We start from the raw sequence: 24,437 nt of genomic DNA, 5'->3' as shown, positions 1-24,437 counted from the left end.
GAGCAAATCCAGAGTCAGTGGCGGTGTTGCCGGGTAACGCCGGCATCGAACTGGCTGGCAACCTGGCGCCAGCCGTCATCAGTCAGCGCCTGGTCGCGCAGATCCTTCGGAGCCTCGGTCAGGGCGACGCGGTTGAGCCAGACGCTGGTGTTGTCACCGTCGAGGCGCAGCAGGAAGGAACCTGCCACTGCCTCGGCTGTGCTACGACCGAAGTAGGCGGCATGGGCGTCGGTCTGCAGTAGCTGCCAGGCATGGCTACCACGATTGGCGGCGCTGGCATCAGCGATGAAGGGAGGGAAGCCCTCTTCTGCCAGGAACTGCGGTTCGGGCAGCGCCTGTTCCTCTTCCTGGTACAGATGAATCTCGTCGAGGGCCACCAGCAGATCGGTGTGGATTCCCTGCTCGGCGGCGTTCAGGTCACGACGCGCGTCGAACTGGTCGGCGGCTATCGCGACGCTCTGCTCGGGCTCGGCTCGCCACATCACCACCGCACCTGCCAGCAGCACGATGGCCAAGGCGACCAGGAACACATACAGCGTTTCATGCCCTGCGCCGGCGGGACGTATCACCTGAACGCTCATGGGGCTTCGATATCCGCGTGATCGATCTCCACCACATGGCCGGGGCCTGCGTCGAACAGCACGTAGAACTCACCGTCCGGGCGCTTGAAGCTCAAGCGCGAGTCGCCGTCGAGCTTGCCGGCCACGAGGATTTCCTCGTCGTAGCCAATCACATCGAGGGTCACGCCGGGCGCGCCGCTGCCATCGGAGAAACCACCGACACAGAGGATTTCATCCTCGCCGTGAGGTTCGCATTCACAGATCGGGTTATGGGCCATGGCCACTGAGCACAGGGTGCTGGCGCCGATCAGCAGCGACAGTCGATACAGGTTGTTCATGGCTTGCCTCCTTGTCGATTGAGCCAGGTGAGGGTCGCGGGCGAGGCCTGGGCGAGCGGGATGGATGCCTGATGCATCGAACCGTCCCAACCCTCCATGGTGATCCAGAGTTCGGCGTCGGCCTTGGTACGCGGCGGGATCGGTACGCTAGCGCCCATGCGATAAGGGCTGCCGAAGAAGATCGCGCCGGCGGCACGCAGGCTGCGCGGCTTGCCAATACGCAGGTAAGTGGCCTTGACCTCGTCGATGCAGGCCGAACACAGCGCCGCGTTGAAACTCTTCATGTAACCGGCAGGCCCTTCCAGGCGCGGCGGCTCTTCGAACAGCTCGGCCAGGCGCAGGCTCCAGGGGCCAACCTGCACCTCGCCCGCCTCCCGCTCGCCCAGGCCGCTATCGCCACGAAACAGTGCGACCTGGTGGAAATACTTGGGCATGAAGGCCAGCGGGATGATCACCAGCAGGATGTTCAGGTGGAACCGCCATTTGTGCCAGAAACGGCCCAGCGTGGTGGTTGGCATGGTCGAGGCCTTGCTCATGGCTGCCCCTCCGTGACTTCATCGAGGCGGATCGGCACCGGTCTAGGCTCGCGAGCCGCACGCGGCTTGCGCTTGGCCAGAGCAGCGGTGGCCTGCACGGTGCGCTTGCTCCAGATCAGCAGACCACTGAGCACCATCATGCTCAGCAGCAGGCCGAAGACGAACCACACCAGCTTGAGCCACAGCCCGCCGAAGTCGCCGGTGTGCAAAGGGCGCATCGACTCGGTGACGAACTCCAGGGCGGAACGATCCGACAGCAGGCGGGTTTGATCGACATTGCCGTTATAGGGGTTGATCGAGGCATTCTGGAACATCAACGGGTACCAGCCGCGCCCCCAGACGGAAATGTGGCTGTAGGCATTGCCCGGCAAGCCGATGAAGCTGGCCTCCAACCCGGGAATGCTGGCGCCGGCTATCTCGATGGCCTGATCGACGTCGATACGCGGCACACTGGCGCCCGGCTCGAACAGAGGCACCTCGTCGCGCGCCACCACGGGTGGTATGCCTTCGGTGGAAATGGAGATGTGGTTATCGGAAAGCAACGCCTGGATCAGGAACCACACACCTGTGATGGAGATGACGGCGATGAACCAGATCGACCAGATGCCGGACAGTCGGTGGAAATCCCCCCAGAAGATGCGTGCGCCCTGGTTGAAACGCAGGGTTGGCTTGAAGAAACCTCTCCAGAACTTCTTGTAGACCACCAGACCGGTAATCAGAGACGCCAGCATCGGCAGTCCCATCAGCGATACCAGGTACCAGCCCCAACTGAAGCCGTTGGTGAACGGCACCAGCCACCATCCGTGCAAGGCACGGGTGAACTGGCGGAAATCGAACTGCGGGCTGACGCCCTGAATGGCACCAGAGTAGGGATTGACGTAGAGAGTCGGTGAAGTGCCGTCCGGATAACTGACCCGGGCAGTGAGCGCGAAATGATCTTCCTGCGGCCGGCTGATCCACTGCACGATGGTTTCCGGCTCGGCACGGTTGATGGCGTCCAGTACCTGGCCATAGCTGAGGCGCTGCGCGTCATCGGAGGGTTTACTGGCACGCACATCCGGGTTGGCCAACCAGACGATTTCCTGGCTGACCGTGGCCAGGGTGCCGGTCACGCAGATGATCAGCAGGAAAAACCAGACCGGCATGGCCAGCCAGCTATGGACGAGGAACCAGATTCTGGAACGGGACTTCTTGGACATCAGCAAACCAGGAGTGGGTGCCACGCGGACGGCGGCAGGGTGCATGAGGCGCAAATTGCGTATTCATCTAAGTAAGACGGATGAGATGGGAAAAACCTGCAGGTGCAGATGTAAAAAATTTTTATTCAGCACCAATGCCGCGCCCGGTCATGCACAACCAGGCCAAGATGCAGGCCTGGCAATGGCACCCGGCCTGCATGCTTTCATGCACCTACTCCTGGATCAGCAAGCGCTGCCTGAGATCAGCATCGATCTGCTCATCGCGGTACGGCAGCAGCAGCCAATCCTGCTTCGAGAACAAGCGCGTCTGATCGGCGTGATGGGGAGATGCCGGGTCTGCAGACTGAGAAAACGCCAGCAACCCTCTGGCCATGGGCCCCTGCTCGGTGAAGGTCACCATCTGCATATAACTGCTGCCACCCACCACCTCCAGATGCCCGTCGACCGGATGACTCTGGATGGCGTTGTAAATACCCAGCTCACCATCACCACCCGGCACGGCCAGGCGCTCTTGGCCACGACTGCTGACCTGAACAGCGCCCCAGCCACGATCTTCATCGACACCCAACGCCGCGACTTCACGAGCGGCCTCACGCAGCGCATCGCGCATTCGCGGATCATTCGGATCGAACCCGCGCGGTGTACTCAGCGGCGCAGCCGGGTCGAACGGCACCCGCCAGGCATCGTCCAGAGCCAGGAAGCGAGCAGCGAAATGCTGGAACAGCAGCATGCCTATTCCACTGTCGACATTGGCTGCGCCATCCCAGCCCGCCAGCGTCGCACAGGCCTGCTCCACCACCTCGCCCCGCTCTGACGCGCACAGCGCGGCCAGGTCGTCGCGCAGCAGGTCGAACAGGTAGACCCGGTTGTCCTTGACCATATGCACCAGATCATCCGCCGTCAGCGATTGACGCCCCTGCAAGCGCTGAAGGGCAAAACGGGCGCGCAAACCCAGCGGCCGCCCCTCGCGACTGACCAGAGGCGAATAGCCTTGCAAGGGTACGCTCGGGTTGGTGAGCCAGGCACTGTCATTGGAGTTCTGCACGTAGTCCTCACGCACCAGTACCGGCAGCTCCTCGGCTGGCGTGATGCCTGGTTGGGCAGCACGAGGGTCGACCCGCCACTCGCAGTCGGCCACATCGCCCCGTAACGCAGGCAAACCCCGCTCCGCCAATTCGGCTATTACGCAACCCTGCAACTGCTCGCCCGTCAGGTAAGGCACCACCGACTGGTTCATGTACAACGCCTCGCCCTGCTCGTCCGCCGCCAGGGTGTTGACCCAGGGGATACCCTGCAGACGCTCGACAGCACGGCGCACCCCGGCCACGTCGGCGGCCTGATCGATCTCGTACCACTGCTGCAGCACCCGCGTGTTATCCAAATTGGCATCACGCAGCGCATAGGCCTGCTTGCCGTCCCAGTCGAGCATTCCAGGCCAGTTGAGCAGCGGCCCGTGGCTGGACTCATAAATATCGCGTGTCAGGCTCGACAATGCCCCAGCCTCGTCCCGCACCTGAATGCTCAGGGTTTTCTTGCGCAACGGCCGGGACTGCCCGTCGAGCAGGTAATGCAGTGGATTCTGCGGATCGAGTTGCAGGCGATAGAGGGTGAAGTGGCTGGAGGTATCCACCGTATGAGTCCAGGCCAGGTGACGATTGAAGCCGATATTGATCACCGGCAGCCCGGGCAAGGCTGCGCCCATGACGTCCAACTGACCGGGGATGGTCAGGTGCATCTGGTAGAAACGCAGTCCGCCGAACCAGGGAAAGTGCGGATTGGCCAGCAACATGCCTTTGCCGTCCTGGCTGCGCTGACGTCCCACAGCCACCGCATTGCTGCCCTTGTCGAAACGCAGACGCTCACGTCGTTCGCCGGCCCTGGCCAGAGACGCTGCATCCGCAGCGAGGGCAGCCTGGCCAGGCGGCGCAGCGTTCATCAGAGCCTCGGCGAACTGCCCAAGCCCCCCCTCGACCAGCAGGCGACGAGTCAGACGCAGCAGGTCGTCGACCTCGATGACGCGCAACCAGGGCTCGCCCAGACAACTGACGGTTTGCCCGTCAGCTTCGCGCAGGAAGCGGTTGAAGCCCGCAGCATAACCCTCCAGGCGCTGGCGGATGGCCTCTGGCTGGGCATCATGAAAAGCCCGCAAGGACTGCGCATCATTGAGCCAGGTAAAGAAGAAGTCCGAGGTCAGGTTGTCCAGCTGCGCGGAAGACTGCCCCTGCGCGCCGAAATAACGCGCACGCTCACCACGCACGGTGACGATCTCGTCAGCCAGCAGACAGGCGTTGTCACGGGCATAGGCATAGCCGATGCCATAGCCCAGGCTGCGCTCATCTCGCGCAGTGATGTGCGGTATACCATGGGATGTCCAGCGGATATCGGCCTGCTGGGCCGGCTGTGGCGTCGTAACGCTCCGCGCACAGGATGTCAGTGCCAGGCATAGCAACGCGCCGGCCAGGCATGGAAGGAAACGGGGTGCACGCATGGGGTTGCGCTCTCTCGAATGCAAGCGGGCGCGACTGAGCGAGCCAGCCGCGCCCCGGATGAGTGGAGAAACGTCAGAGAGCCGCAGCCAGGGCCGGATTTCTTGCCGGCATTGCCGCTGCAAGATGACCGTGCAGGGAACTGGCGATTTCTTCCGCCCGCACCGGCAATACCGACAGCAGGGTGTCGCTCAGGCCATGACTGGCCTGACAGAAGCCCTGCATGTAGATCGCCGCCTGACAACGCGGATCGGTTTGCAGGCGATAGTCGCGTCCCACCTGGAAATCGCCGAGGAATTCGGCGAGCGGCTCCAGCAGGTGGCGGTGCATCTGCCGCTCGTAACCGGTTGCCAGAATCACCAGGTCATAGCGATGCTGAACGATCTCGCCATTGGCCAGGTTGCGCAGCGCCAGGCCGACACCCTGCTCCTCGACACTCGCCCGCTCTACTGCACACAGGTTGCGGAAGTTGTGGCGCTGCACGCCGGAGACCTTCTGCCGATAGAAAATGCCGTAGATGCGCTCGATCAGATCGATGTCCACCACCGAGTAGTTGGTGTTGTGGTACTCGCGGATCAGTTGCTCGCGTCCGGCGTGATCCTGCTTGAACATCAGATCCGTGAATTCGGGAGCGAACACTTCGTTGACGAACGGACTGTCGTCGGCCGGTTTGAGTGCCGAGCCGCGCAGGATCATATCCACCTGCACCGAGGGGAAACTGTCGTTGAGATCGATGAAGGCCTCGGCCGCGCTCTGGCCGCCGCCAATGATCGCGACACGCATCGGCGCCCCGCTGGTGCAGGGCTGCTGGCTGATACGTTCGAGGTACTGAGAATGATGGAACACGCGGGCATCGCCCTTGAGCCCAGCGAAAACCGTTGGAATGCGTGGGGTGCCGCCTGCGCTGACCACCACTGCCCGGGTCGTGCGCTGGTGCTCCCGACCATGGCCGTCGCGCGAGCGCACCAGCAGGTTTTCTGCTCGCCCCTGACGCAGCAGCGGCTCGACGGCCAGCACCTCTTCACCGTAACGGCACTGATCGGAGAAGTGCCCGGCTACCCAGCGCAGGTAGTCGTTGAACTCCATGCGGCAAGGATAGAAGGTACCGAGGTTGATGAAATCCACCAGGCGCCCGTGCTCGCGTAAGTAATTGACGAAGGAATAAGGGCTGGTCGGATTGCGCAGGGTCACCAGATCCTTGAGGAAGGAAATCTGCAACTCACTCTGGGTGACCAGGGTATTGCCATGCCAGCTGTAGTCCGCCTGCTTGTCGAGAAACAACGCATCCACCGCCCCCTGTCTTGGCACCTGCTCTTCCAGGGCGATGGCCAGAGCCAGGTTGGAAGGACCGAAGCCGACGCCGATGAGGTCGTGGATCGCGGATGGAGAAATGGTCTGGGTCATGTGCCATGTGTCCTCGAAGATGCCCATACGGCCGATAGGGCCAAGAGCCTGTCAGCTCATGGAACGAGGATGGCAAAGGGAAATTTAGCAGGCCGTTGAAAAACGTAGGCGAGGCAGGCAAGACAAGGCAAAAACGGCCGAGAAACGTAGCGCAGCGGAGTAACAGCCGAAGGCTGACCCGCAGGGTGAGCGTAGCGAATCAAGCGGAGTGTACGAGTTGTACATGAGCATTCCGAGGCCGTTTTTAACGCAGTATTGCCAACGCAGGTAGTTTTTCAACGGCCCGTCAGGAGAGTTCGGACTCCCACTGGCGCATACGGATGCGGCAGTGCTTCATGGCATTGACGATGTGCTTTTCCACCATGCCCTTGGAAATGCCGAGGTGCCGGGAAATTTCATCATGTCCCATGCCTTCCAGCTTGCGCAGCGTGAAGGCCTGCCGGCAGGGCTCGGACAATTCGGCCAAGGCACGCTGCAGCAAAGTCAGCCGTTCCTTTTGCAACAACACATGCTGCGGCGACGGCGAATGAACACCTCCTTCGCCATCCAGCACGATCAGATCTTCTCCACGCCGATTGCGGTTACGACGGTGCTCATCGGTAACCAGGTTGAGGGCGGTGCGATAGAGAAAGGCACGCGGCTGGGTAATATCATCTTGACTCGGGCGCTCCAGAACGCGCAAATAGGCGTCATGGGTAACATCTGCAGCCAGATGCCGATCCCCTAACTTAGCCGTCAGGTAGCAAATGATTTCCCGGTAGTAGTTTTCCAAGACGACTCCTCGACTGCCCCGTACCACCGATACCCAAGGCCGTGCTGGCAGAATGGAACCCTCTCAATTTATAATAATTCTCATCAGTATTAAAGTTATGTTTTCTTCCCGAGATCCTCATGAACACTCAGCCTTCACCCGCCGATGACGACAGCCTCCTTCAGGAGGCGGCGGACTGGTGCATGCGCCTGAATGCCGAGGACTGCAGCGAAGAGGACAGAGAAGTCTTCCAGCGGTGGCTACAGGCCGACCCCCGACATGCTCAGGAATACCTGGCAATACTGGATATCTGGCTGCTCAGCGAGCACCTGCCGCGCCAGCACCCGGCGCCCGGTGTCAGCGCGTCTCCTCTCGTATCCGTACCTGCCCCCGCGATCCCTACACGCAGGCGCCGGCGCCCGGTCCTGCAAGCCGTTGCCGCTCTTGTGCTGGCGCTCCCCCTCGCCGGCTACGGCGGCTGGATGCTCGGCTGGATGCCCAACGACTATCACCGTTACCAGACCGAACAACACCTGCTGCAGGTAGCCCTGCCCGATGGCAGCGATCTGGAACTGAACCTGGATACGCGTCTGAGTTTCAGCAACTATCGCGATCAGCGCAGGGTCAATCTCGACAAAGGCGAAGCCTACTTCCATGTTCACCACGACCGCGATCATCCTTTCGTGGTGGCGGTCGGCGACAGCACCATTACCGTGACCGGTACCCGCTTCAATGTACTCAGGCTTCAGGACAACGTGGTTGTGACAGTCACGGAGGGCTCGGTACGGGTACGCACCACCGCGCAAAGCGGCGATAGCAACATCACACCCGGCTTGCAAGCCAGTTATCGCCAGGGTGATCCCAAGCCGTACATCAGCTCCAGCGACACCAGCACGGCCCTGGCCTGGCGCGACGGCAAGCTGATTCTCGACGACCTGTCCCTGGCTCAAGCCCTGCCACTGATCAACCGCTACCTCGAGACTCCCCTGGAGTTGGCCGACGGCGCCACCGCCAACCTGCGTATCGGCGGGATCTACAACACCCGCGAACTCGCCGGCATCGTCGACACCCTGCCACGAGTGCTGCCGATCCAGATCAGCAGGACAAGCGACGGCCGCCTGCTGGTAAAAAGCCGCTACGCTCCGCTGTAACGTCTAAATTCCCCGCTCCACCATTCGTCTCCTGCAGAACCTCGACCTCATCGTCTATCCGAGGTCTGGTTCTGTTCTGGAGTCGATCATGCCCTTTCCCCTGCGCCGCCCCTTGCTGCTGACTCCGCTTCTCGTCAGCCTACTTGCCCTGGGTGCCTGGCAAGCCATCCCCGCCGGTACGGCACCGTTCGACACAATCACCGTGCAACGTGGTGCCATCGAGAGCAGCGTCAATGCGCTCGGCACTCTCCAGCCACGCCGCTACGTCGACGTCGGGGCGCAGGCGTCGGGGCAGATCCTCAAGCTGCATGTGGACGTCGGCGACGAGGTGAAAAAAGGCCAACTGCTGGTGGAGATCGATCCCTCCACCCAGCAGGCACGGGTCGACGCCGGGCGCTACTCCATCGACAACCTCAAGGCCCAACTCGCTGAGCAGCGAGCCGAATACGAACTGGCCAGGCAACAGCACCACCGCCAGCAGCGGCTGGCCGAGCGCCAGGCGACCCGCACCGAAGACGTACAGGTGGCGGCCACGCGCATGCAGGCGACCCAGGCACGTATTGCCATGTTCCAGGCGCAGATCCGCCAGGCCGAGGCCACCCTGCGCAGCGACGAGGCCGAACTGGGCTATACGCGCATCTACGCGCCCATGTCCGGCACCGTCGTGGCGCTGGATGCACGCGTCGGCCAGACCCTCAACGCCCAGCAACAGACGCCGCTGATCCTACGCATCGCCAAGCTCTCGCCGATGACCGTCTGGGCGCAGGTTTCCGAAGCCGATATCGGACGCATTCGCCCAGGCATGCCTGCCTGGTTCACCACCCTCAGCGGTGAAGGAAGACGCTGGGAAGCGCGGGTCAGACAGATCCTGCCGGTACCGCCCAAACCGCTGGAGCAGATGAGCCAGGGTGGCGGTAGCCCGACCGAGAGCAGTAACGGTGGCCGCGTGGTGCTCTACACCGTGCTGCTGGACGTGGACAATGACGACAACACACTGATGGCGGAGATGACCACCCATATCTTCTTCATCGACGGCCAGGCCCAGAACACCCTGACCATACCGCTCGCTGCCCTGCAGGCCGACGGCAAGAGCGTGATAGTGGTGGACAAGGGTAATGACCTGCAGACACGCGAGATCCGCACCGGTCTTCGCGACCGCCTCTCGATCCAGGTGCTGTCCGGACTCGACGAGGGTGATCGCCTGTTGCTGGGTCCGGCTCCCGGAGGCGAGGGATGAGTACGCCGCTGATCAGCCTGGAACAGGTACGCAAGCACTACGGCGGTGGCCAGTCGCCCAGGGTGGATGTGCTGCATGGCATTTCTCTGGACATCCACGCCGGCGAGTTCGTGGCCATCGTCGGCGCTTCTGGTTCGGGCAAGTCGACCCTGATGAACATCCTCGGCTGCCTCGACCGGCCCAGTTCGGGCCACTATCGCTTCGCCGGCCGCGATGTCAGCGAACTGGATGACGACAGCCTGGCGCGCCTGCGTCGCGAGGCCTTCGGTTTCGTATTCCAGGGTTATCACCTGATCCCATCCGCCTCGGCGCTGGAAAACGTCGAAATGCCGGCCATCTACGCCGGCATGCCCGCCGCACAGCGCCATGCACGAGCCAGCGCCCTGCTCGAGCGGCTGGGCCTGGCCAGTCGCTGTGGCAACCGTCCCAACCAGTTGTCCGGCGGCCAGCAGCAACGTGTCTCGATCGCCCGCGCGCTGATGAACGGCGGCCAGATCATCCTCGCCGACGAGCCCACCGGCGCCCTCGACAGCCACAGCGGTGCCCAGGTCATGGCCCTGCTCGACGAGCTGGCGGCCCAGGGCCATACGGTGATTCTGATCACCCATGATCGTGAAGTCGCCGCTCGCGCGCAGCGGGTGATCGAGGTACGTGACGGCCTGATCGTTAGCGACAGCGGAGCCTGCACGCCGAGCGAAAGCGATTCGGCAGCGGCGCTGCTCGACAGGCAGGAGTCGTCCGCCTGGGCGATGGAGCTGGCGGAGTCGCTGCGAGCCGCCTGGCGGGTGATGGCACTCAATCCCTTTCGCACGGCCCTGACCTTGCTCGGCATCGTCATCGGCGTCACCTCGGTGATCGTCATGCTGGCCATCGGCGAAGGCAGCAAGCGCCAGGTGATCGAGCAGATGAGCGCCTTCGGCTCCAACCTCATCTACCTCGGTCGCTATTCCCCCAGCCCACGCGCACCACGCGGGGTGATCACCCTGGACGATGTCGCCGCCGTCGCCAAGTTGCCACAGGTGGCCCGCATCATGCCGGTCAACGGCGAGGACGCCCTGGTTCGGCGTGGTGCTCTGGATATCGAGGCCTACATCCACGGCAACGGCCTGGATTTCTCCGCCATCTACAATTGGCCGACCGTCCAGGGGCGCTACTTCGATGCCGGAGAGCTGGCGCGCGCGGCGGCCGTGGCTGTGCTCGGCCAGCACGTGCGGGAACAGCTCTTTCCGCGCGGGGAGAACCCCATCGGTCAGTTCATCCTGATCGCCAACACCCCCTTCGAGGTGATCGGCGTTCTCGCCGGCAAGGGCGCCAGCTCCGGCGACGCGGACAACGACAAGCAGATCATCGTCCCCTACTCCACCGCCAGCGTGCGCCTGTTCGGCAAACAGGAACCGGAATTCGTCACCATCGCCGCCGCAGATGCAAGCCGCGTAAAGGAGACCGAACGAGCCATCGACAACCTGATGCTGAACCTGCACCGTGGCGTACGCGACTACAAGCTGTACAACAATGCCGCGCTGATCCAGGCCGAGGCACACACTCAGAACAGCCTGTCGCTGATGCTCGGCGCCATCGCCGCGATCTCGCTGCTGGTCGGTGGCATCGGCGTGATGAACATCATGCTGATGAGCGTGCGCGAGCGCACCCGTGAGATCGGTATCCGCATGGCCACCGGCGCTCGCCAGGGCGACATCCTGCGCCAGTTCCTCAGCGAGTCCACCTTGCTCGCGGTGATGGGTGGCCTGACCGGCATTGCCCTGGCCTGGGCGTTGGGCGCCGGCCTGCGACTGGCCGGCATGCAACTGGTGTTCTCCCCCCTGGCGACCCTGGCAGCCTTCACCTGCGCCCTGCTCACCGGCATCCTGTTCGGCTTCATGCCCGCCCGCCAGGCGGCCAGGCTCGACCCGGTCAAGGCGCTGAGCAGCGAATAGGGTGCGCCGTGCGCACCGAAAAAGGTGGCGCGCATGGCCTAGGCGACCCCGCGACACCCTACCCCGCTTTTCTTGCCGCGCCCATGCGACTCAAGGCGACCGCACCGATACCGACAGCGAACCACAGGGTGGTCAGACGGATGACCAGGGTGACGGCGATGGCATCGCCCTGCGCAATACCGTTGGCCAGCAGCAAGGCGACCATCACCGCTTCCGTACCGCCCAGCCCGCCGGGCATGAAGCTGAGCGCCCCGGCCAGGGTGGACGCCGCGTAGACGAAGACGGAAAACGCCAGCGACACATCGGCCCCAAGCCACTGCAATAGAAAGTGGAAGGCGAGTGCTTCCGCTCCCCAGCCGGCCAGGCTCAAGGATGAGCCGCTGATCAGCAGTCTGGGCGAATGGCAGCGACGGGCATCCAGCAGCATGGTCAGCGCATGGCGCAGCAATTCCACTGCCCGACCACGCCGAGCGTCGAGCCAGTGCAATGCCCGTCCGAGCAGACGATGCTGGGACAGCAGAAACAGGGTGATCAGGATAATGAGCAGTCCTGCCATGGCCACAGTCCGGGTCTGCGGGTGGTGACCAAGGCCGATGGCTGCCAGCGCGGTGATCGCCAGCAGATCGGAAAGCCGCTCGCTGAGCAGGGCCGCCAGGCTTCTGCTGTAAGGCACGCCGTGGCGCTTGAGCAACCCGCTGCGGATGGTTTCGCCAATCTTTCCCGGTGTGGCCGACAGAGCGAACCCGGCCAGGTAGATGGCGAAGCTGGCCCGCCAGGCCAACACGTGCTCCAACGCGCCCAGGTAACTCTGCCAGCGCAGGAACCGCAACAGATAGTTGAGCAGTGACATGCCCAGGGCGAACGACAAGCCGGCCAGACCAACCCGGCCCAGGGCATCAACGACCTCCCGCCACCCGCCCCAGAGCGAAAAGGCCAGATAGCCCAGCACTGACAGGAGAGTGGAATAGATCGCAGCGCGATAGGCCCAACTGCGTTTCTCGTCAGCCGACGCAGGGCTTTCCATGGGCGCCTCGTTCACGGCCGACTCACAGCGAAAGCCGCTTGAAGACGAACTCGGGTATGGACTTGATGACCATCATGATCGGCGCCCAGAACCAGGGCGTATAGAGCGTCGAGCGACGCTTGTGCAGCGCCCGGACGATATCTACAGCGACCCGATCCGGCCGGGCCAGCAACAGACCTGGCAGCGCCAGCCCCTGCGTCATCGGAGTGTCGACGAAGCCGGGCTTGACCGTCAGCAGGTGAACACCCGACTTGAACAACCGAGCGCGCAGGCCGCTGCAGAACACGCTGACCGCCGCCTTGGCGCTGCCGTACAGATAGTTGCTGGGCCGGCCACGGTCACCAGCCACCGAGGAAATCACCGCGATGCTGCCGCTGCCCTGGGCCTCCATCAGGTTGCCCAGCCGGGTAAGCAGCGCGATCACATTGAGGCCGTTGCGGGTGAAGGCCTGTACGGCCTGGGCGGCATCGCTCTCGCAGGCCTGCTGATCCGGCAGGCTGCCATGTGCGATCAGGGCGATGTCGATCCTGCGCAGGAACTGCTGGGCGTTGTCGAGCATCGCCGCATGGCCGTCGAGATCATCCAGATCCAGCACATGCATCTGCACCTCACTGGCGCCACGTGCCAGCAGATCGGCTTCGGTCTGTTGCAGTTTTTCCGGGTTGCGGCCGACCAGCATGAAGCGGCCATGTCGTTGCGCCCACAGGCGGGCGCAGGCGGTGGCGATCGCGGAGGTGCCGCCGATGATCAGGATATTGCTCATAGCTGGGTCACTCGTTGCCAGAATCGGGAAAGCAGGGCCGGGTCGCGCAGATGTTCCAGGCGCTCCCAGGCGGGATACGCCGCGCGGAAGTCATCGCCGCTCATGTGTGCATCCTTGGCCGGGTAAAGCCGCCCGCCAGCCTCGCGCACGATGCAGTCGAGCCTGTCGAAAAGTCGCTGCGTCGCCGCTCCTCGCTGGGGGAAGTCCAGTGCCAGGGACACGCCGGCCATGGGAAAGGACAACAGTCCCGGCGAGGGAATGTCCCCGCAGTTCTTCAGCACCGCGAGAAACGAGCCTTCGTTGTGCTGGCGGACGGTCGACAGCAACTCGCCCATGGCGTCTTCGGCAGCGGCAGGCGGGATGACGCACTGATACTGCTGGAAGCCCCGAGGGCCGTAGATTCGGTTCCATTCCTGCACGCCGTCCAGGGGATAGAAGAAGGCGTCGTAGTCCTGCAAACGCTCCGGGCGAGTACCTTTGCCACGGAAGTACAAGCCGTTGAGCGCCTTGAGCGTCAACTTGTTGAACAGCGGCAACGGCGGCGTGAAGGGAACACGTAGCGAGGTGACCGGCCTGGGCCAGCACGGCGCCCGGTCATGATGATCGCCTGCCAGGAACACGCCTCGCCCGAGGCTAGCACCGGGCGCGAGGCAATCCACCCAGGCGACGTTGTATTCATGACGGGCGTCCAGCTCGCCGCTGATGGCGAAGTATTCACGTAGGTTGGCGAAGCGAACCTGCTGCAGGCGAATCTTGCTCGATGCGATACGTCGCAGGCGCAGCGTCGCGGTGACGATGACGCCCGTCAGCCCCAGCCCGCCCACCGTCGCATTGAACAGCTCGGTGTTCTCCAGTGGGCTGCAATGCAGAGAGCCCAGGTCGCTGCGAACCAGCGACAGCCCTTCGACATGGCGGCCGAAAGTGCCCTGCACATGATGATTCTTGCCGTGTACGTCGTTGGCGATCGCCCCACCTACGGTGGCCAGACGAGTGCCCGGCGTGACCGGCAGGAACCAGCCCCTGGCGATGCTGTGCTGAAGCAGTTCGCCAAGGGTCATGCCCGCCTCCACCGTGACCAGCCCCTGCTGCCAGTCGACCTCGATGAAACGCGCCAGCGGACGCATGTACAGCACCTGGCCACTGCTGGCCAGGCAGCTGTCGCCATAACTGCGGCCATTGCCATAGGGTAGCCCGACGGCCTGCTGCCCGCGCCAGGCCAGTACCTGATCCACGACCTCCTGCCGCCAGTGGCAGGCAATCGGCTGCTGCGGGTAGTACGGGTAGCGTCCCCAGGAGCCGAGCGACTTCATGTGGCGAACCAGAAGACCAGCGCGAACAGGCCTCCGGTGATCAGGCTGATGCGATCCTTCGCGGCGAATACCACCGGGTCGTCATGCATCAGGCCACGGTGAGTGAGGAACCAGGTTCTGCTGACCCAGAACAGGAGCAAGGGACAGGCCAGCCAGAGAATCACCGGATAGCGGTAGAGCGCGGAGTGGGAGATTTCCTGGATATACAACGCCAGAACCAGCACGGCGAGGTAACCGGAGGTGGTACCGATAGAGGAAATCATCTCCAGATCGGCAGGGAAGTAACCTCTTCCCGAGGCCAGACCGGTCTTGCCCAGATCGCGGGCTTCGCGCAGCTCCGCGAAACGCTTGATCAGCGCCAGGCTGAGGAAGATGAACAGGGAGAACGCCAGCATCCAGAAGGTCGGCTGCAGACCAAGCACCAGGGCACCGGCGATGATGCGCAGGGTGTACAGCAGGCCCAGGGTGATGACATCGACCGCCATGATCCGTTTCAGCCCCAGGGAATAGGCCAGCGTGAGCAGGTAGTAGGTCAGCATCGCCATGCCGAACAGTGGCGGCAGCCATAGCCAGGCCCCGATGAAGGCCGCCGCCAGCAGAACTGGGAAAACCAGCAACCCTGAACGGATGGACAGCTTGCCGGCGGCGAAAGGCCGCTTGCACTTGCGCGGATGGCGCCGGTCGTCATCGATGTCCAGCAGGTCGTTGAGGATGTACACACTGGAGGCACACAGGCCGAACAGCAGGAACGCGATGACCACCTGCATGAGCTTGTATGGGTCAGCCGCCAGATGGGCGGCAAAAAGCGGCACGAACAGCAGCAGGTTCTTCAGCCACTGGTGCAAGCGCAGGGCTTTCAGCCAGTTCTTCAGCAGACTGTCGTCGCTTCTGAAAACCTGCGCGACGTTGCCCAATGCCCTGGCACGACGCTCCACCCCCGAATGTGGCTGTACCACGTATGCGCGGTTGGCCGAGGCCCAGACGGACAGATCGGCATGGGCATTGCCGACGTAGTCGAAACCCTTCTCGCCATACTCGCGCACCAGCAGGTCGCGCTTGGCCTGGGCGCCGAGGTTGCAGTCATGTTCCGTGGCAAACACCCGATCAAAGACCTGCAGATGGTCAGCGACCTTTTCCGCGTGTAGCCGATGCGCCGCCGTTGCGAGCACGACAGGCGTGCCGCGTGAGCGATGCTGTTCGATCAGTTCGATTACTTCCCGGTTGTAGGGCAGATGCTCCACGTCGAACGGCGTCTGCTGAGCCAGTTGCTCCTTCAGGTAGGCCTTGCCCCGCGCCAGCCAGCCGAACAGCGAAGCGACACGCCACGGACTGCGCTTGGCGAAGCGCAGGCTGGCCTCGTGCAGCATGTCGGAGCGAAGCAGAGTGCCGTCCAGATCGATTACCAGCGGGAGTTCAGCCACATTTCCGTCCTCATGAGAGCGCATTCGGCAACCCAGCTCGGATGCCCTCTTCATGAACGATGCGGCTATCGAATTCTTTACCGATGCCATCCTGTAGCGCGAATTCGTATGGCGGGTGCAACCCGCCAGATCGCTATTGGCGGGTTGCACCCGCCCTATTCGATGGTCATCGCGCCTACCTGGGCCCTGGCGGCAGGTGGCGGCCGTACCAGGGCCGCCGAGGAATACGACCGGCCAGGCGCCGCGCCTCTTCGTCGGCATCATGGATGACATGCAGCGCCAGCTTCATGGTCTCGATGTCCAGCTCGCCACCGCCCCCGCCGTTGCCGCGCCCCCAGGCACCGCAACCGGCTTGCGCCGGCCCCAGCCAGGGCTCGTCGACCTCGACCCAGCGCCCCTTGGCGAACCACGGCACACCGCCGATTTCACGGCGCTGCACCTCGCCCGGATGAGCCTGTTCGTGTGCCTGGAACCAGTCCTCGATGCGGTCATCGATCCAGCCATGGAAAGCCCAGAACACCGGGTTCACATGGGACGAGAAGGCATCGGCGAGGTAGTCGTTCTGCGGCCGGAACCAGCGCTCGGAAAAGTCGTTGGGCGCTCGATCAGAGAGCATCGGGTAGTGGCTGTTCGGGTCACGCCCCACCGATGCCCAGCACATGTGCAGCCAGTCGTGCAGGCCCAGTTCGATACGGCTGCCCAGCTCCCCCAGGCATAAGGTGGCCAGGTAATCCGGGTTCTGGTACTGGGCCTCCCATAGCTGGAAATTGCCATAGAAACCCTCACTGCTCTTCACATCCCGCAGCCACTGATTGAATTCATCGTCGCCTGCTATTTCCCAGGCTGGCGGCACCGAATAGCCATCCTTGTTTTCCAGGTAATCCACGAATGCCTGGATGCCATGACCGATGAAAGGCCTGGGAGGCGGCAAGCGGCGCCAGGCAGGCAAGGGCTGATAGGTGCGGGCCTGCCCCAGCATCTGCCGGTGCATGAACAGGAAATCCTCACCGGAGCCATTGCGGTGGCGGTGCTTGCCTCGGGCATCACGCTCCCTGCCCAGCGGCCCGGGCTGCCAGTCCAGCCCTCGCAGCGATTGGCGACGGTCGTCATCGAGGCGATGCCAACGATCGCGACTGGCATGCCAGAGCTGGTGGAACAGACGATGCCCGGGAGAGATCAACCAGGCGTGCAGCTCCGGATGATAGGGCAGTCGCTCTCGCGCCTCGATGAAGGGGCGTCGCCTGGCCAGGAACCCGGCTTGCTGCGTCGATTTCCCCGCCTGAGAGCCGCGACGGCGCAGCGTGCCACTGAGGGTCGCTTCTCCCCCACCGGTACTCCAGACATCCCAGATCTCGTCGAAGATCGCCGTGCATTCATAGGCCTGCCCTGCGCTGTCGACCAGCTTCCAGCGCAGATTGGCACCCTTGTCGGTCGCCAGGTCACCGAACAGCTCGCAACCTCCCTCGAGAAAGGGCCGGCGACCGAGATGCCCAAGCACTGCCCGCCCAGAAGGCCCGACATCCAGCAACAGCTCCAGCCCATCGCCGGCGAAATCGGCAAAGTCTCCCTGTCCGTCGAGCAAGCGGAAATCCCAGATACCAACCAGACGACCGGCCAGCAGGTTCTGCGTGAGAGTCGGCGGGTCGATCGTGGGCTCTTCGACCAATGCAGCCTCTTCAGCAGCCTGATAGCGCCGGTATCCCACGAGGGGCAAGCCTACCCCTCCCGCAGCGGCGGCCACCGCCGCAGCCCCCGCCAGCAAGCCACGCCGAGAAAACTTCATCTGTATCCATCCGCTTGTCCGCTCTCTTGAGCGCATGCCCCAAGAACGAACGTGCATCCGCGGAATTTATGCACCTGCGGTATCGAGAACCCTCGCCAGCATAAATTCCTCGCCTCCTGGCTCGTCCTCCCCTGAGTTGACCGCGTTGCGAGCAAAACAAGGTGAGGCCACAGAAAGCGCTATGAACAGCAATCGTGTTATCCGCAAATGGTCGGTGCTGGCCCTCGGCCTACTGGCTCTAGCGCCTGCAGCGCAGGCTGACGCCCCCGGACAGAACGTGATCACCACCCCGCACCCTCTGGCCACGGCAGCAGGTCGCCAGATCATCGAGGCAGGCGGCAACGCCTTCGATGCAGCCGTGGCGATTGCCGGCGTACTGGCGGTAGTGGAGCCCTACGGATCGGGGCTCGGTGGTGGCGGCTTCCTGCTGCTACGCATGGCAGGAGAAACGCCTCGGTATCGTTTCCTCGATGCGCGCGAACGCGCCCCACTAGGCGCCAAGCCGGAGCAGTACATGCGCGACGGCAAGATACAGCCCGAGCTGTCGTACGACGGCGCCCTGGCCAGCGCCATACCAGGCCAGCCGGCCGCCATGGCCAGGCTCTCCGAACGATACGGTCGCCTGCCACTGGCTGCGAGCCTGGAGCCCGCTATCCGCCTCGCCCGCAGCGGCGTCGAGATAGACGAACACTACCGGGAGTGGGCGTCCTACCGACTTCAAGCCATGCAGCAGGATCCGGGCAGCGCACAGCTGTTTCTCGTCGACGGAAAAATACCCGCCAAGGGGCAACGGATGAAAAATCCGCAACTGGCGACCAGCCTGCAGCTTCTGGCAGAGCATGGCCATGCCGGCTTCTACGGTGGCGAACTGGCCAGCAAGCTGGTGGATGGCGTACGAAAACATGGCGGCACCTGGACGCTACAGGATCTGAACGAGTACCAGGTCATCGAGCGGGAACCGCTGCGCTGGCCGCTACCGCAAGGCGGCGAACTGATCAGCGCGCCGCCGCCTTCGGCCGGTGGTCTGGTTCTGCTTCAGGGCCTCGGCATGCTGCAATCGCTGCCCTGGCAAGAGGCCGGTACCGTTCAACGCACCCATTACGTGGTGGAGGCGCTACGCCGCGCCTATCGCGATCGTGGCGTACTGGGCGATCCGGACTTCGTCGAGATGCCGCTGCAGCGACTGACTTCCGCGGACTATCTGCGGCAGCAGGCGCAGGGTATCGACCCCGACCGCGCCACTCCCAGCGCCAGCCTGCCAGCGGCACAACCCTGGCGTGAAGGCGAACACACCACTCACTTCACGGTGCTCGATGCGCAAGGCAACGCCGTTGCCGCAACCCTTTCGCTCAACAGCATGTTCGGCGCCGCCTTCAGCGTTCCCGGCACCGGCATCCTGCTGAACAATGAAATGGACGACTTCGCCATCGACGTGGCTGGCAGCAATGCCTACGGCGTTCAGGGCAGCACCGCGAACGCGCTGGCTGGCGGCAAACGCCCGGTCTCCAGCATGGCGCCGAGTTTCATGGAGTCCGACCGCGACTTCATCACATTCGGCACGCCAGGGGGCAGCCAGATTCCCAGCATGCTCCTGATTTCACTGCTGTCTTATCTGCAGGGCGACCCCGCCTCGCACTGGGTAAGCCTGCCGCGCTACCACCATCAGTACCTGCCCGATGTCATCAGCCATGAGCCCGATGCATTCAGCGAGGCCGAACGCGACGAGCTGACATCTCGCGGCTATCGACTGGAGCAGGTCGCACGCTATGGCAACCAGCAATCCATTCACTGGCACAAGCGCACCGGAAAGATCGAAGGCGCCAGCGACCCACGGGGCATGGGCACGACAGAAATCTCACCGGCACAGCCCTGACACACCGGAATTCCCTTCGCTAGAACACTGGAGAGCTCGCATGTCAGCAGGAACCCCATCACCTGGCAGCCACTGGCTGGATCAGGAACACTCGGAACACCACAAGCAGAAGCTGGGCATCCTGCTCCTGACCTTCGTGGTCGTGTTTTTCACCTCCTACGAACACCATTTCGATGAGTGGGTGTATACGCAGTGGGTGCTGAACTATGACTTCGGCCTGGTCAGAAGAGGCCTGGTCGGCGGCCTGCTCAAGGCATTCGGCTACGTGCCGAGCCCGGAGTTCTATATGGTCGGCGCCTTCCTCTTCGCCCTTGCAGTCTGCGCCGCCCTGTTCTGGCTGCTGTCACGTTCGGCGCTCGTCTATTGCAGGCAAAGCACGGCCGCCTTTCTGCTGGCGCTGTTCTTCATCTGCCACCCGCTGATCATTCCGCACTTCGCTCAGGCCGCGGGCTTTCTCGACAACATCAACTACCTGATCGCCATCCTCGGCATCGCCGTGATCCTCAAGAGCCCGGCCAAGGTCGGCGCATTTGCGGTTCTGCTGGCCGGCGGCCTGGTCATTCCAATCCACGAAGCCAGCTTCGTGATGTTCGTTCCATTGCTCATCGGAATCTGGTTCTACACCCACCGCCCGAAAGCGGTGAGCCTCGACAGCGCCTTGATCGCGATCGTGTTCGCCCTGCTGCTGGCCGAGGTGATCTTCATCGGCACCAGCAACCCCAGCTCGAAGATATCCCTGCTGGGGTACTACGAGCATCTTCTGGCATCCACGCAGCCCATCGACATCGAGGCGGTCGGCATTCTGTTCAATACGCTGGAAGGCAACTCGTCGGAAACGGCGAGCGTCATGCTCAGCGTTCTCTACCTCAACTATCACCTGAACATGCTGTTCGGGCTGATTCCGACATTCATCATCGGCGCCAGGATTCTCAAGGCCCTGTCGAGCCATATCCGCCTGGTATCCCACGAAACCTTTCTGCTGCTGTGCTCGGTATCGCCACTGGCGCTGTACCTGATTGCAACGGACTACACGCGCTGGTGGAGCATTGCCGTGAGCAACACGGCCATTTCCCTGACGCTGCTGATGCGCGACCCGGTACTGGCCGGAGTGATCGGCGACGTGGTGTACCGCTACCGCTGGTTCGTCATCCTCGCCATCGGCTTTGGCCTGGCGCTGGGCCCGTTCACGTCGGATCTGAGCTACAGGAACCTCAACTGGCTGTATTCGTTGTAGTGCGCCCCCTGGTGGTGTCGATACGTACAACGTCAGCGGTGCGTGATTCTGGCTGGCCGGCACTTCTGCACCGGGCCACATGAATGGTTACAGACATCACCGTTGCCGGGCAGAGCAGCCCGTAAATTTCCCCCCATCCGGCTCGTTCTCCCAACAATCGCCGGCATCCCTGCCGGCGCAGAACCACGCACAAGGGAGCCCCATGAGTACGAGTCGCACCACGTGGAAATGGTCATTGTCGATCCTGTCGCTATCACTCCTGGCCGGGGCGGCACTGGCCTGGTGGTTCCTGATTCGCGAGACGCCTCTGTATCCGAAAGAGATCATCGAACGAGCCAATGCGCTGCAGGATCGTATTCTCTCGTTCGACGCTCACCTGGACATTCCACTGCACTTCGGCAGCGAAGGTGCGGAAGCTGATCGCGACGGAGCCGAGCAGTTCGACCTGGTCAAGGCCGAGCGCGGCCGCCTGAGCGGCGCCGCACTGACCATCTTTGCCTGGCCCGAATTCTGGACCGGCGCCAACAGCCCTCACCGCCCTACTGCAGGTTTCGTCGAAGCGGCACGGCATGAACAGGAAACCCGCTACCGCATCATCACCAGCATCGCCCGCGACTTCCCCGAACGCGCCGGCATTGCCTATACCCCGGCCGACTTCCGACGTCTGGCCCACCAGGGCAAATTCACCATCGTCATCAGCATGCTCAATGCCTATCCACTGGGCGACGACGTTGCCCGGCTGGACGACTGGGCTGCACGCGGCATGCGCATCTTCGGTTTCAACTACGTCGCCAACAACACCTGGGCCGACTCGTCGCGACCGATGCCGTTCTTCGGCGATTCGCCCGACGAGCACGGCGGCCTCTCACCGCTGGGCCGCCAGGCCGTGCAGCGCCTCAACGACCTGGGCGTGGTCATCGACGTGTCGCAGATGTCCACCACGGCGCTCGAACAGACGGTCGAACTGAGCCGTGCGCCGATCATCGCGTCCCATTCCGGCGTACGCGGCCTGGTGGATCTGCAACGCAATCTGACCGACAAGGAGCTGCGCCTGATCCGCGATAGCGGAGGTGTGGTGCATATCGTCGGTTTCAGCTCCCAGCTCAAGGCGTTTTCCAGGGACACGCTCGACAAGGTCAACCGCATGCGTGCCGAGTTCGACCTGCCCGAGGTACAGAACCTGTCCCAGGCCAGCATGCCGGCCGACTCGGTTTTCTCCATCTGGCCGGAACAACGATTCGGCGAATATGCCAGCCGCCTCTATCCGATCCTGGAAGCCGATGCCCGCGCCACGCTGAAAGAGCTCGGCGACAGCATCGACTATGCGGTGAAAAAGATCGGCATCGACCACGTGGGCATCAGTTCCGATTTCAACGATGGCGGCGGCGTGATCGGCTGGGAGAGCGTCGCCGACACACGCAACGTCACCGCCGAACTGATCCAGCGCGGCTACTCCGACGAGGACATCGCCAAGCTGTGGGGCGGCAACTTCCTGCGGGTCTGGGAATCGGTGCAGGCACTAGCCAAGCCGGAGAACCCCTGAACCCGCACCCAGGCCGTCTTCACGACCCGCTCTCACCTACCCGATGAAGGACCAAGCAAGATGCATTGCAAATACCCCCTTGGAAGTCTCCTGCTGCTCTGCCTGGCTGCGGCCTCCTCTCTCCAGGCGGCGCAGAAGCCACCTGCTCCCGGAACCGTGTTCAAGGACTGCGAGACCTGCCCCGAGATGGTCGTGCTGCCCGCTGGCAGCTTCATCATGGGCACTCCCGACGACGAGGTGGGCCGCCAACATGACGAGGGCCCGCTGCGTACCGTGACCCTCGCCAGACCTTTCGCCATCAGCCGCTACCAGGTGACTGCAGCTGAACTCGACGCCTACATCAAACAGTCGGGCGTGCTGATCAAGAGCGGCGACGAACGCCCCGGACGCTGGTGCGAAGCCGGCAAACCGAGCTATGAGCAAGGCCCCCGGCAGCCCGCCGTGTGCGTCGATTACCATGAGGTTCAGGCCTACACCCAGTGGTTGTCGAAGAAGACCGGCAAGACCTACCGGATGCTCAGCGAAGCCGAGCGCGAGTACGGTGCACGAGCCGGCTCCAGCGGCCCCTTCCCGTTCCCCTTCGACAAGGAAGGCGAGTACCAGATCAGTCAGCACGCCAACACCTATGGCCCCAAGGACGGCTACACCTACAGCTCTCCCGTAGGCAGCTATCCACCGAATGCCTTTGGCGTCTACGACATGCATGGCAACGTCTACGAGTGGGTAGCCGACTGCTGGCATGACAACTACGAAGGCGCGCCCGTGGATGGCAGTGCCTGGATCGACGACGCGCAGTGCGAGCTGGCACAGATCCGCGGCAACGATTGGGGCGAGCCACCGATCTTCTCCCGCTCAGGCAACCGCAACAACGCCTACAAGAACACTCGCGGCGACTGGATCGGCTTCCGTGTTGCCCGGGAGCTCTGAGGCACAACGAGAAAGGCCGGGGCGATTTACATCGCCCCGGCCTTTTCACAACGCTGGCCTCATGCCGTCTCGGCCAACAACGTCAGGCCCTGATGCAAAGCAGGGAACAGGCTGTTATTGAAGTTGTTCCAGCGCAGCTCAAGGATGGTGTCTTGCGGTGATATCTCGGTGCCCAGCACATCATGGAACACCTCGCCGGAGTCGATGCCGTTGTCCACGTAGTGGAACGAAGCCCCGGTTCGGTACAGCGGCTCCACCGAAACTTTTTCCAGAGTCGTCCAGTCCACCACCTTCTCACCACGTGCACCGTACAGCGCATCCAGCGTGGCATAAGCCCCCCGGCGCTCGTAGGGCGACTCTTCACGGGTAATACCTGGGTGAATGTTCATGATCCGGCGCGCAAACGGCGTACCGGGGCGCACCAATTCGTCGAGGATCACCAGCAGCCCGTCCAGAACCACGATATCGGCCCCGATCTCGACCAGCGTATCGTGCAGACGACGCTCGAAATCACGCTTGCCCACGATGTGCTCGTGACTGCCTCGTGCATGCTGACGATAGGTCGAGGGCACACTGAGCAGGAGGTCGTTCACACGCCTGCCGCACACCTCAAGATCGGCCGGATAGAACCAGTGCTTGCCACTGCCACAGGCGAAACCATAGTCCCTGATCTTGTCCTGATCCCGTGGCAAGCCAGCATCGTCGTCGTAGATCACGCCGACCAACTCATAGCGCTCTCCCAACGGCGTCTGGTTCAACCCTTCGACGAGGGATTCCAGCACGGATTTCATGTAACGCTCTTCACCCTTGTAGGGCACGAACTGTCCTGCCCTGTCGGCCGCGGCATTACGCAGTGACCAGACGTAGGCGAGTTTCCGCTTTTTCATGTGTTTCATTTCCGGGAGTGGATTGGCTTCGTGCGCGGAGGCGCACCCCGTGTACTCACACGATCCGGATGCATCG

At 63.0% G+C, this 24,437-nt stretch carries 20 protein-coding genes; 7 read left to right on the top strand and 13 right to left on the bottom strand.

The genetic code is table 11. From position 1 onward, the window contains the following. Positions 1 to 14 precede the first annotated feature (14 nt). The 7 genes from C7A17_RS20250 to C7A17_RS20220 form a co-directional block, all read right to left on the bottom strand. On the bottom strand, positions 15 to 581 hold the full coding sequence (locus tag C7A17_RS20250; protein WP_106739744.1) for a DUF6162 family protein: 567 nt from the start codon (positions 579 to 581) through the stop codon (positions 15 to 17). Next, positions 578 to 898: a hypothetical protein gene (locus C7A17_RS20245; protein ID WP_106739742.1), complete on the bottom strand. Its 321-nt coding sequence runs from the start codon at positions 896 to 898 to the stop codon at positions 578 to 580. Before C7A17_RS20245 ends, C7A17_RS20250 begins: the two co-directional genes overlap by 4 nt. Next, positions 895 to 1,434: a thiamine pyrophosphate-binding protein gene (locus tag C7A17_RS20240; RefSeq protein WP_106739740.1), complete on the bottom strand. Its 540-nt coding sequence runs from the start codon at positions 1,432 to 1,434 to the stop codon at positions 895 to 897. The genes C7A17_RS20245 and C7A17_RS20240 overlap by 4 nt, the downstream gene beginning before the upstream one ends. After that, a complete protein-coding gene (locus C7A17_RS20235; RefSeq protein WP_106739737.1) occupies positions 1,431 to 2,633 on the bottom strand; it encodes a PepSY-associated TM helix domain-containing protein in 1,203 nt (400 codons plus the stop codon). The genes C7A17_RS20240 and C7A17_RS20235 overlap by 4 nt, the downstream gene beginning before the upstream one ends. 211 nt (positions 2,634 to 2,844) lie before the next feature. Then, positions 2,845 to 5,121: a bifunctional acylase PvdQ gene (pvdQ, locus tag C7A17_RS20230; RefSeq protein WP_106739734.1), complete on the bottom strand. Its 2,277-nt coding sequence runs from the start codon at positions 5,119 to 5,121 to the stop codon at positions 2,845 to 2,847. Positions 5,122 to 5,194: 73 nt separating this feature from the next. Next, entirely contained in the window at positions 5,195 to 6,523 is a 1,329-nt protein-coding gene (locus C7A17_RS20225) for a lysine N(6)-hydroxylase/L-ornithine N(5)-oxygenase family protein (RefSeq protein WP_106743069.1), read from the bottom strand. Positions 6,524 to 6,809: 286 nt separating this feature from the next. Continuing rightward, on the bottom strand, positions 6,810 to 7,295 hold the full coding sequence (locus tag C7A17_RS20220; protein ID WP_106739732.1) for a sigma-70 family RNA polymerase sigma factor: 486 nt from the start codon (positions 7,293 to 7,295) through the stop codon (positions 6,810 to 6,812). A 119-nt stretch (positions 7,296 to 7,414) separates the two neighbouring features. Here C7A17_RS20220 and C7A17_RS20215 point away from each other — a divergent pair, with 119 nt between their 5' ends. The 3 genes from C7A17_RS20215 to C7A17_RS20205 all read left to right on the top strand — a co-directional run bounded on the left by C7A17_RS20215 (position 7,415) and on the right by C7A17_RS20205 (position 11,596). Beyond that, positions 7,415 to 8,425, top strand: a complete 1,011-nt coding sequence (locus C7A17_RS20215; protein WP_106739730.1) for a FecR family protein — start codon at positions 7,415 to 7,417, stop codon at positions 8,423 to 8,425. Between the two features lie 88 nt (positions 8,426 to 8,513). Continuing rightward, positions 8,514 to 9,662, top strand: a complete 1,149-nt coding sequence (locus tag C7A17_RS20210; RefSeq protein ID WP_106739727.1) for an efflux RND transporter periplasmic adaptor subunit — start codon at positions 8,514 to 8,516, stop codon at positions 9,660 to 9,662. Continuing rightward, entirely contained in the window at positions 9,659 to 11,596 is a 1,938-nt protein-coding gene (locus C7A17_RS20205; RefSeq protein ID WP_106739724.1) for a MacB family efflux pump subunit, read from the top strand. Before C7A17_RS20210 ends, C7A17_RS20205 begins: the two co-directional genes overlap by 4 nt. A gap of 58 nt (positions 11,597 to 11,654) precedes the next feature. Here C7A17_RS20205 and C7A17_RS20200 read toward each other — a convergent pair whose 3' ends face one another. The 5 genes from C7A17_RS20200 to pvdP all read right to left on the bottom strand — a co-directional run bounded on the left by C7A17_RS20200 (position 11,655) and on the right by pvdP (position 17,897). After that, positions 11,655 to 12,620 (bottom strand): lysylphosphatidylglycerol synthase transmembrane domain-containing protein, encoded by a 966-nt coding sequence (locus tag C7A17_RS20200; protein ID WP_106739722.1) that lies wholly within the window; start codon positions 12,618 to 12,620, stop codon positions 11,655 to 11,657. 22 nt (positions 12,621 to 12,642) lie between these two features. Next, positions 12,643 to 13,383 carry an SDR family oxidoreductase gene (locus tag C7A17_RS20195; protein WP_106739720.1) on the bottom strand — a complete coding sequence of 247 codons (741 nt, stop codon included), beginning with the start codon at positions 13,381 to 13,383 and terminating at the stop codon, positions 12,643 to 12,645. Continuing rightward, the gene (locus tag C7A17_RS20190; protein ID WP_106739717.1) at positions 13,380 to 14,693 is read right to left on the bottom strand and encodes an FAD-binding oxidoreductase; all 1,314 of its coding nucleotides are present in this window, start codon (positions 14,691 to 14,693) and stop codon (positions 13,380 to 13,382) included. Before C7A17_RS20190 ends, C7A17_RS20195 begins: the two co-directional genes overlap by 4 nt. Further along, complete coding sequence (locus C7A17_RS20185) at positions 14,690 to 16,138, bottom strand: UbiA family prenyltransferase (RefSeq protein WP_106739714.1); 1,449 nt, start codon at positions 16,136 to 16,138, stop codon at positions 14,690 to 14,692. The genes C7A17_RS20190 and C7A17_RS20185 overlap by 4 nt, the downstream gene beginning before the upstream one ends. 151 nt (positions 16,139 to 16,289) lie before the next feature. After that, positions 16,290 to 17,897, bottom strand: a complete 1,608-nt coding sequence (pvdP, locus tag C7A17_RS20180; RefSeq protein WP_158704692.1) for a pyoverdine maturation tyrosinase PvdP — start codon at positions 17,895 to 17,897, stop codon at positions 16,290 to 16,292. Between the two features lie 181 nt (positions 17,898 to 18,078). On the opposite strand from pvdP, the gene ggt reads away from it, so the two are divergent. From ggt to pvdO, 4 genes are all read left to right on the top strand, one after another. Continuing rightward, complete coding sequence (gene ggt / locus C7A17_RS20175) at positions 18,079 to 19,770, top strand: gamma-glutamyltransferase (protein WP_106739711.1); 1,692 nt, start codon at positions 18,079 to 18,081, stop codon at positions 19,768 to 19,770. 40 nt (positions 19,771 to 19,810) lie between these two features. After that, positions 19,811 to 21,004, top strand: a complete 1,194-nt coding sequence (locus tag C7A17_RS20170) for a hypothetical protein (protein WP_106739708.1) — start codon at positions 19,811 to 19,813, stop codon at positions 21,002 to 21,004. Between the two features lie 202 nt (positions 21,005 to 21,206). Further along, positions 21,207 to 22,547 carry a dipeptidase gene (locus C7A17_RS20165; RefSeq protein WP_199796347.1) on the top strand — a complete coding sequence of 447 codons (1,341 nt, stop codon included), beginning with the start codon at positions 21,207 to 21,209 and terminating at the stop codon, positions 22,545 to 22,547. 60 nt (positions 22,548 to 22,607) lie between these two features. Then, positions 22,608 to 23,474 carry a dihydropyoverdine dehydrogenase gene (gene pvdO / locus C7A17_RS20160; RefSeq protein ID WP_106739706.1) on the top strand — a complete coding sequence of 289 codons (867 nt, stop codon included), beginning with the start codon at positions 22,608 to 22,610 and terminating at the stop codon, positions 23,472 to 23,474. 59 nt (positions 23,475 to 23,533) lie between these two features. On the opposite strand, the gene C7A17_RS20155 is transcribed toward pvdO, so the two are convergent. Next, positions 23,534 to 24,361: a formyl transferase gene (locus tag C7A17_RS20155; RefSeq protein WP_106739703.1), complete on the bottom strand. Its 828-nt coding sequence runs from the start codon at positions 24,359 to 24,361 to the stop codon at positions 23,534 to 23,536. Positions 24,362 to 24,437: the final 76 nt, after the last annotated feature.

It is taken from the genome of Pseudomonas mendocina, from assembly GCF_003008615.1.
Lineage (GTDB): Bacteria > Pseudomonadota > Gammaproteobacteria > Pseudomonadales > Pseudomonadaceae > Aquipseudomonas > Aquipseudomonas mendocina_C.
This window is presented reverse-complemented; position numbering and strand designations above follow the sequence as displayed.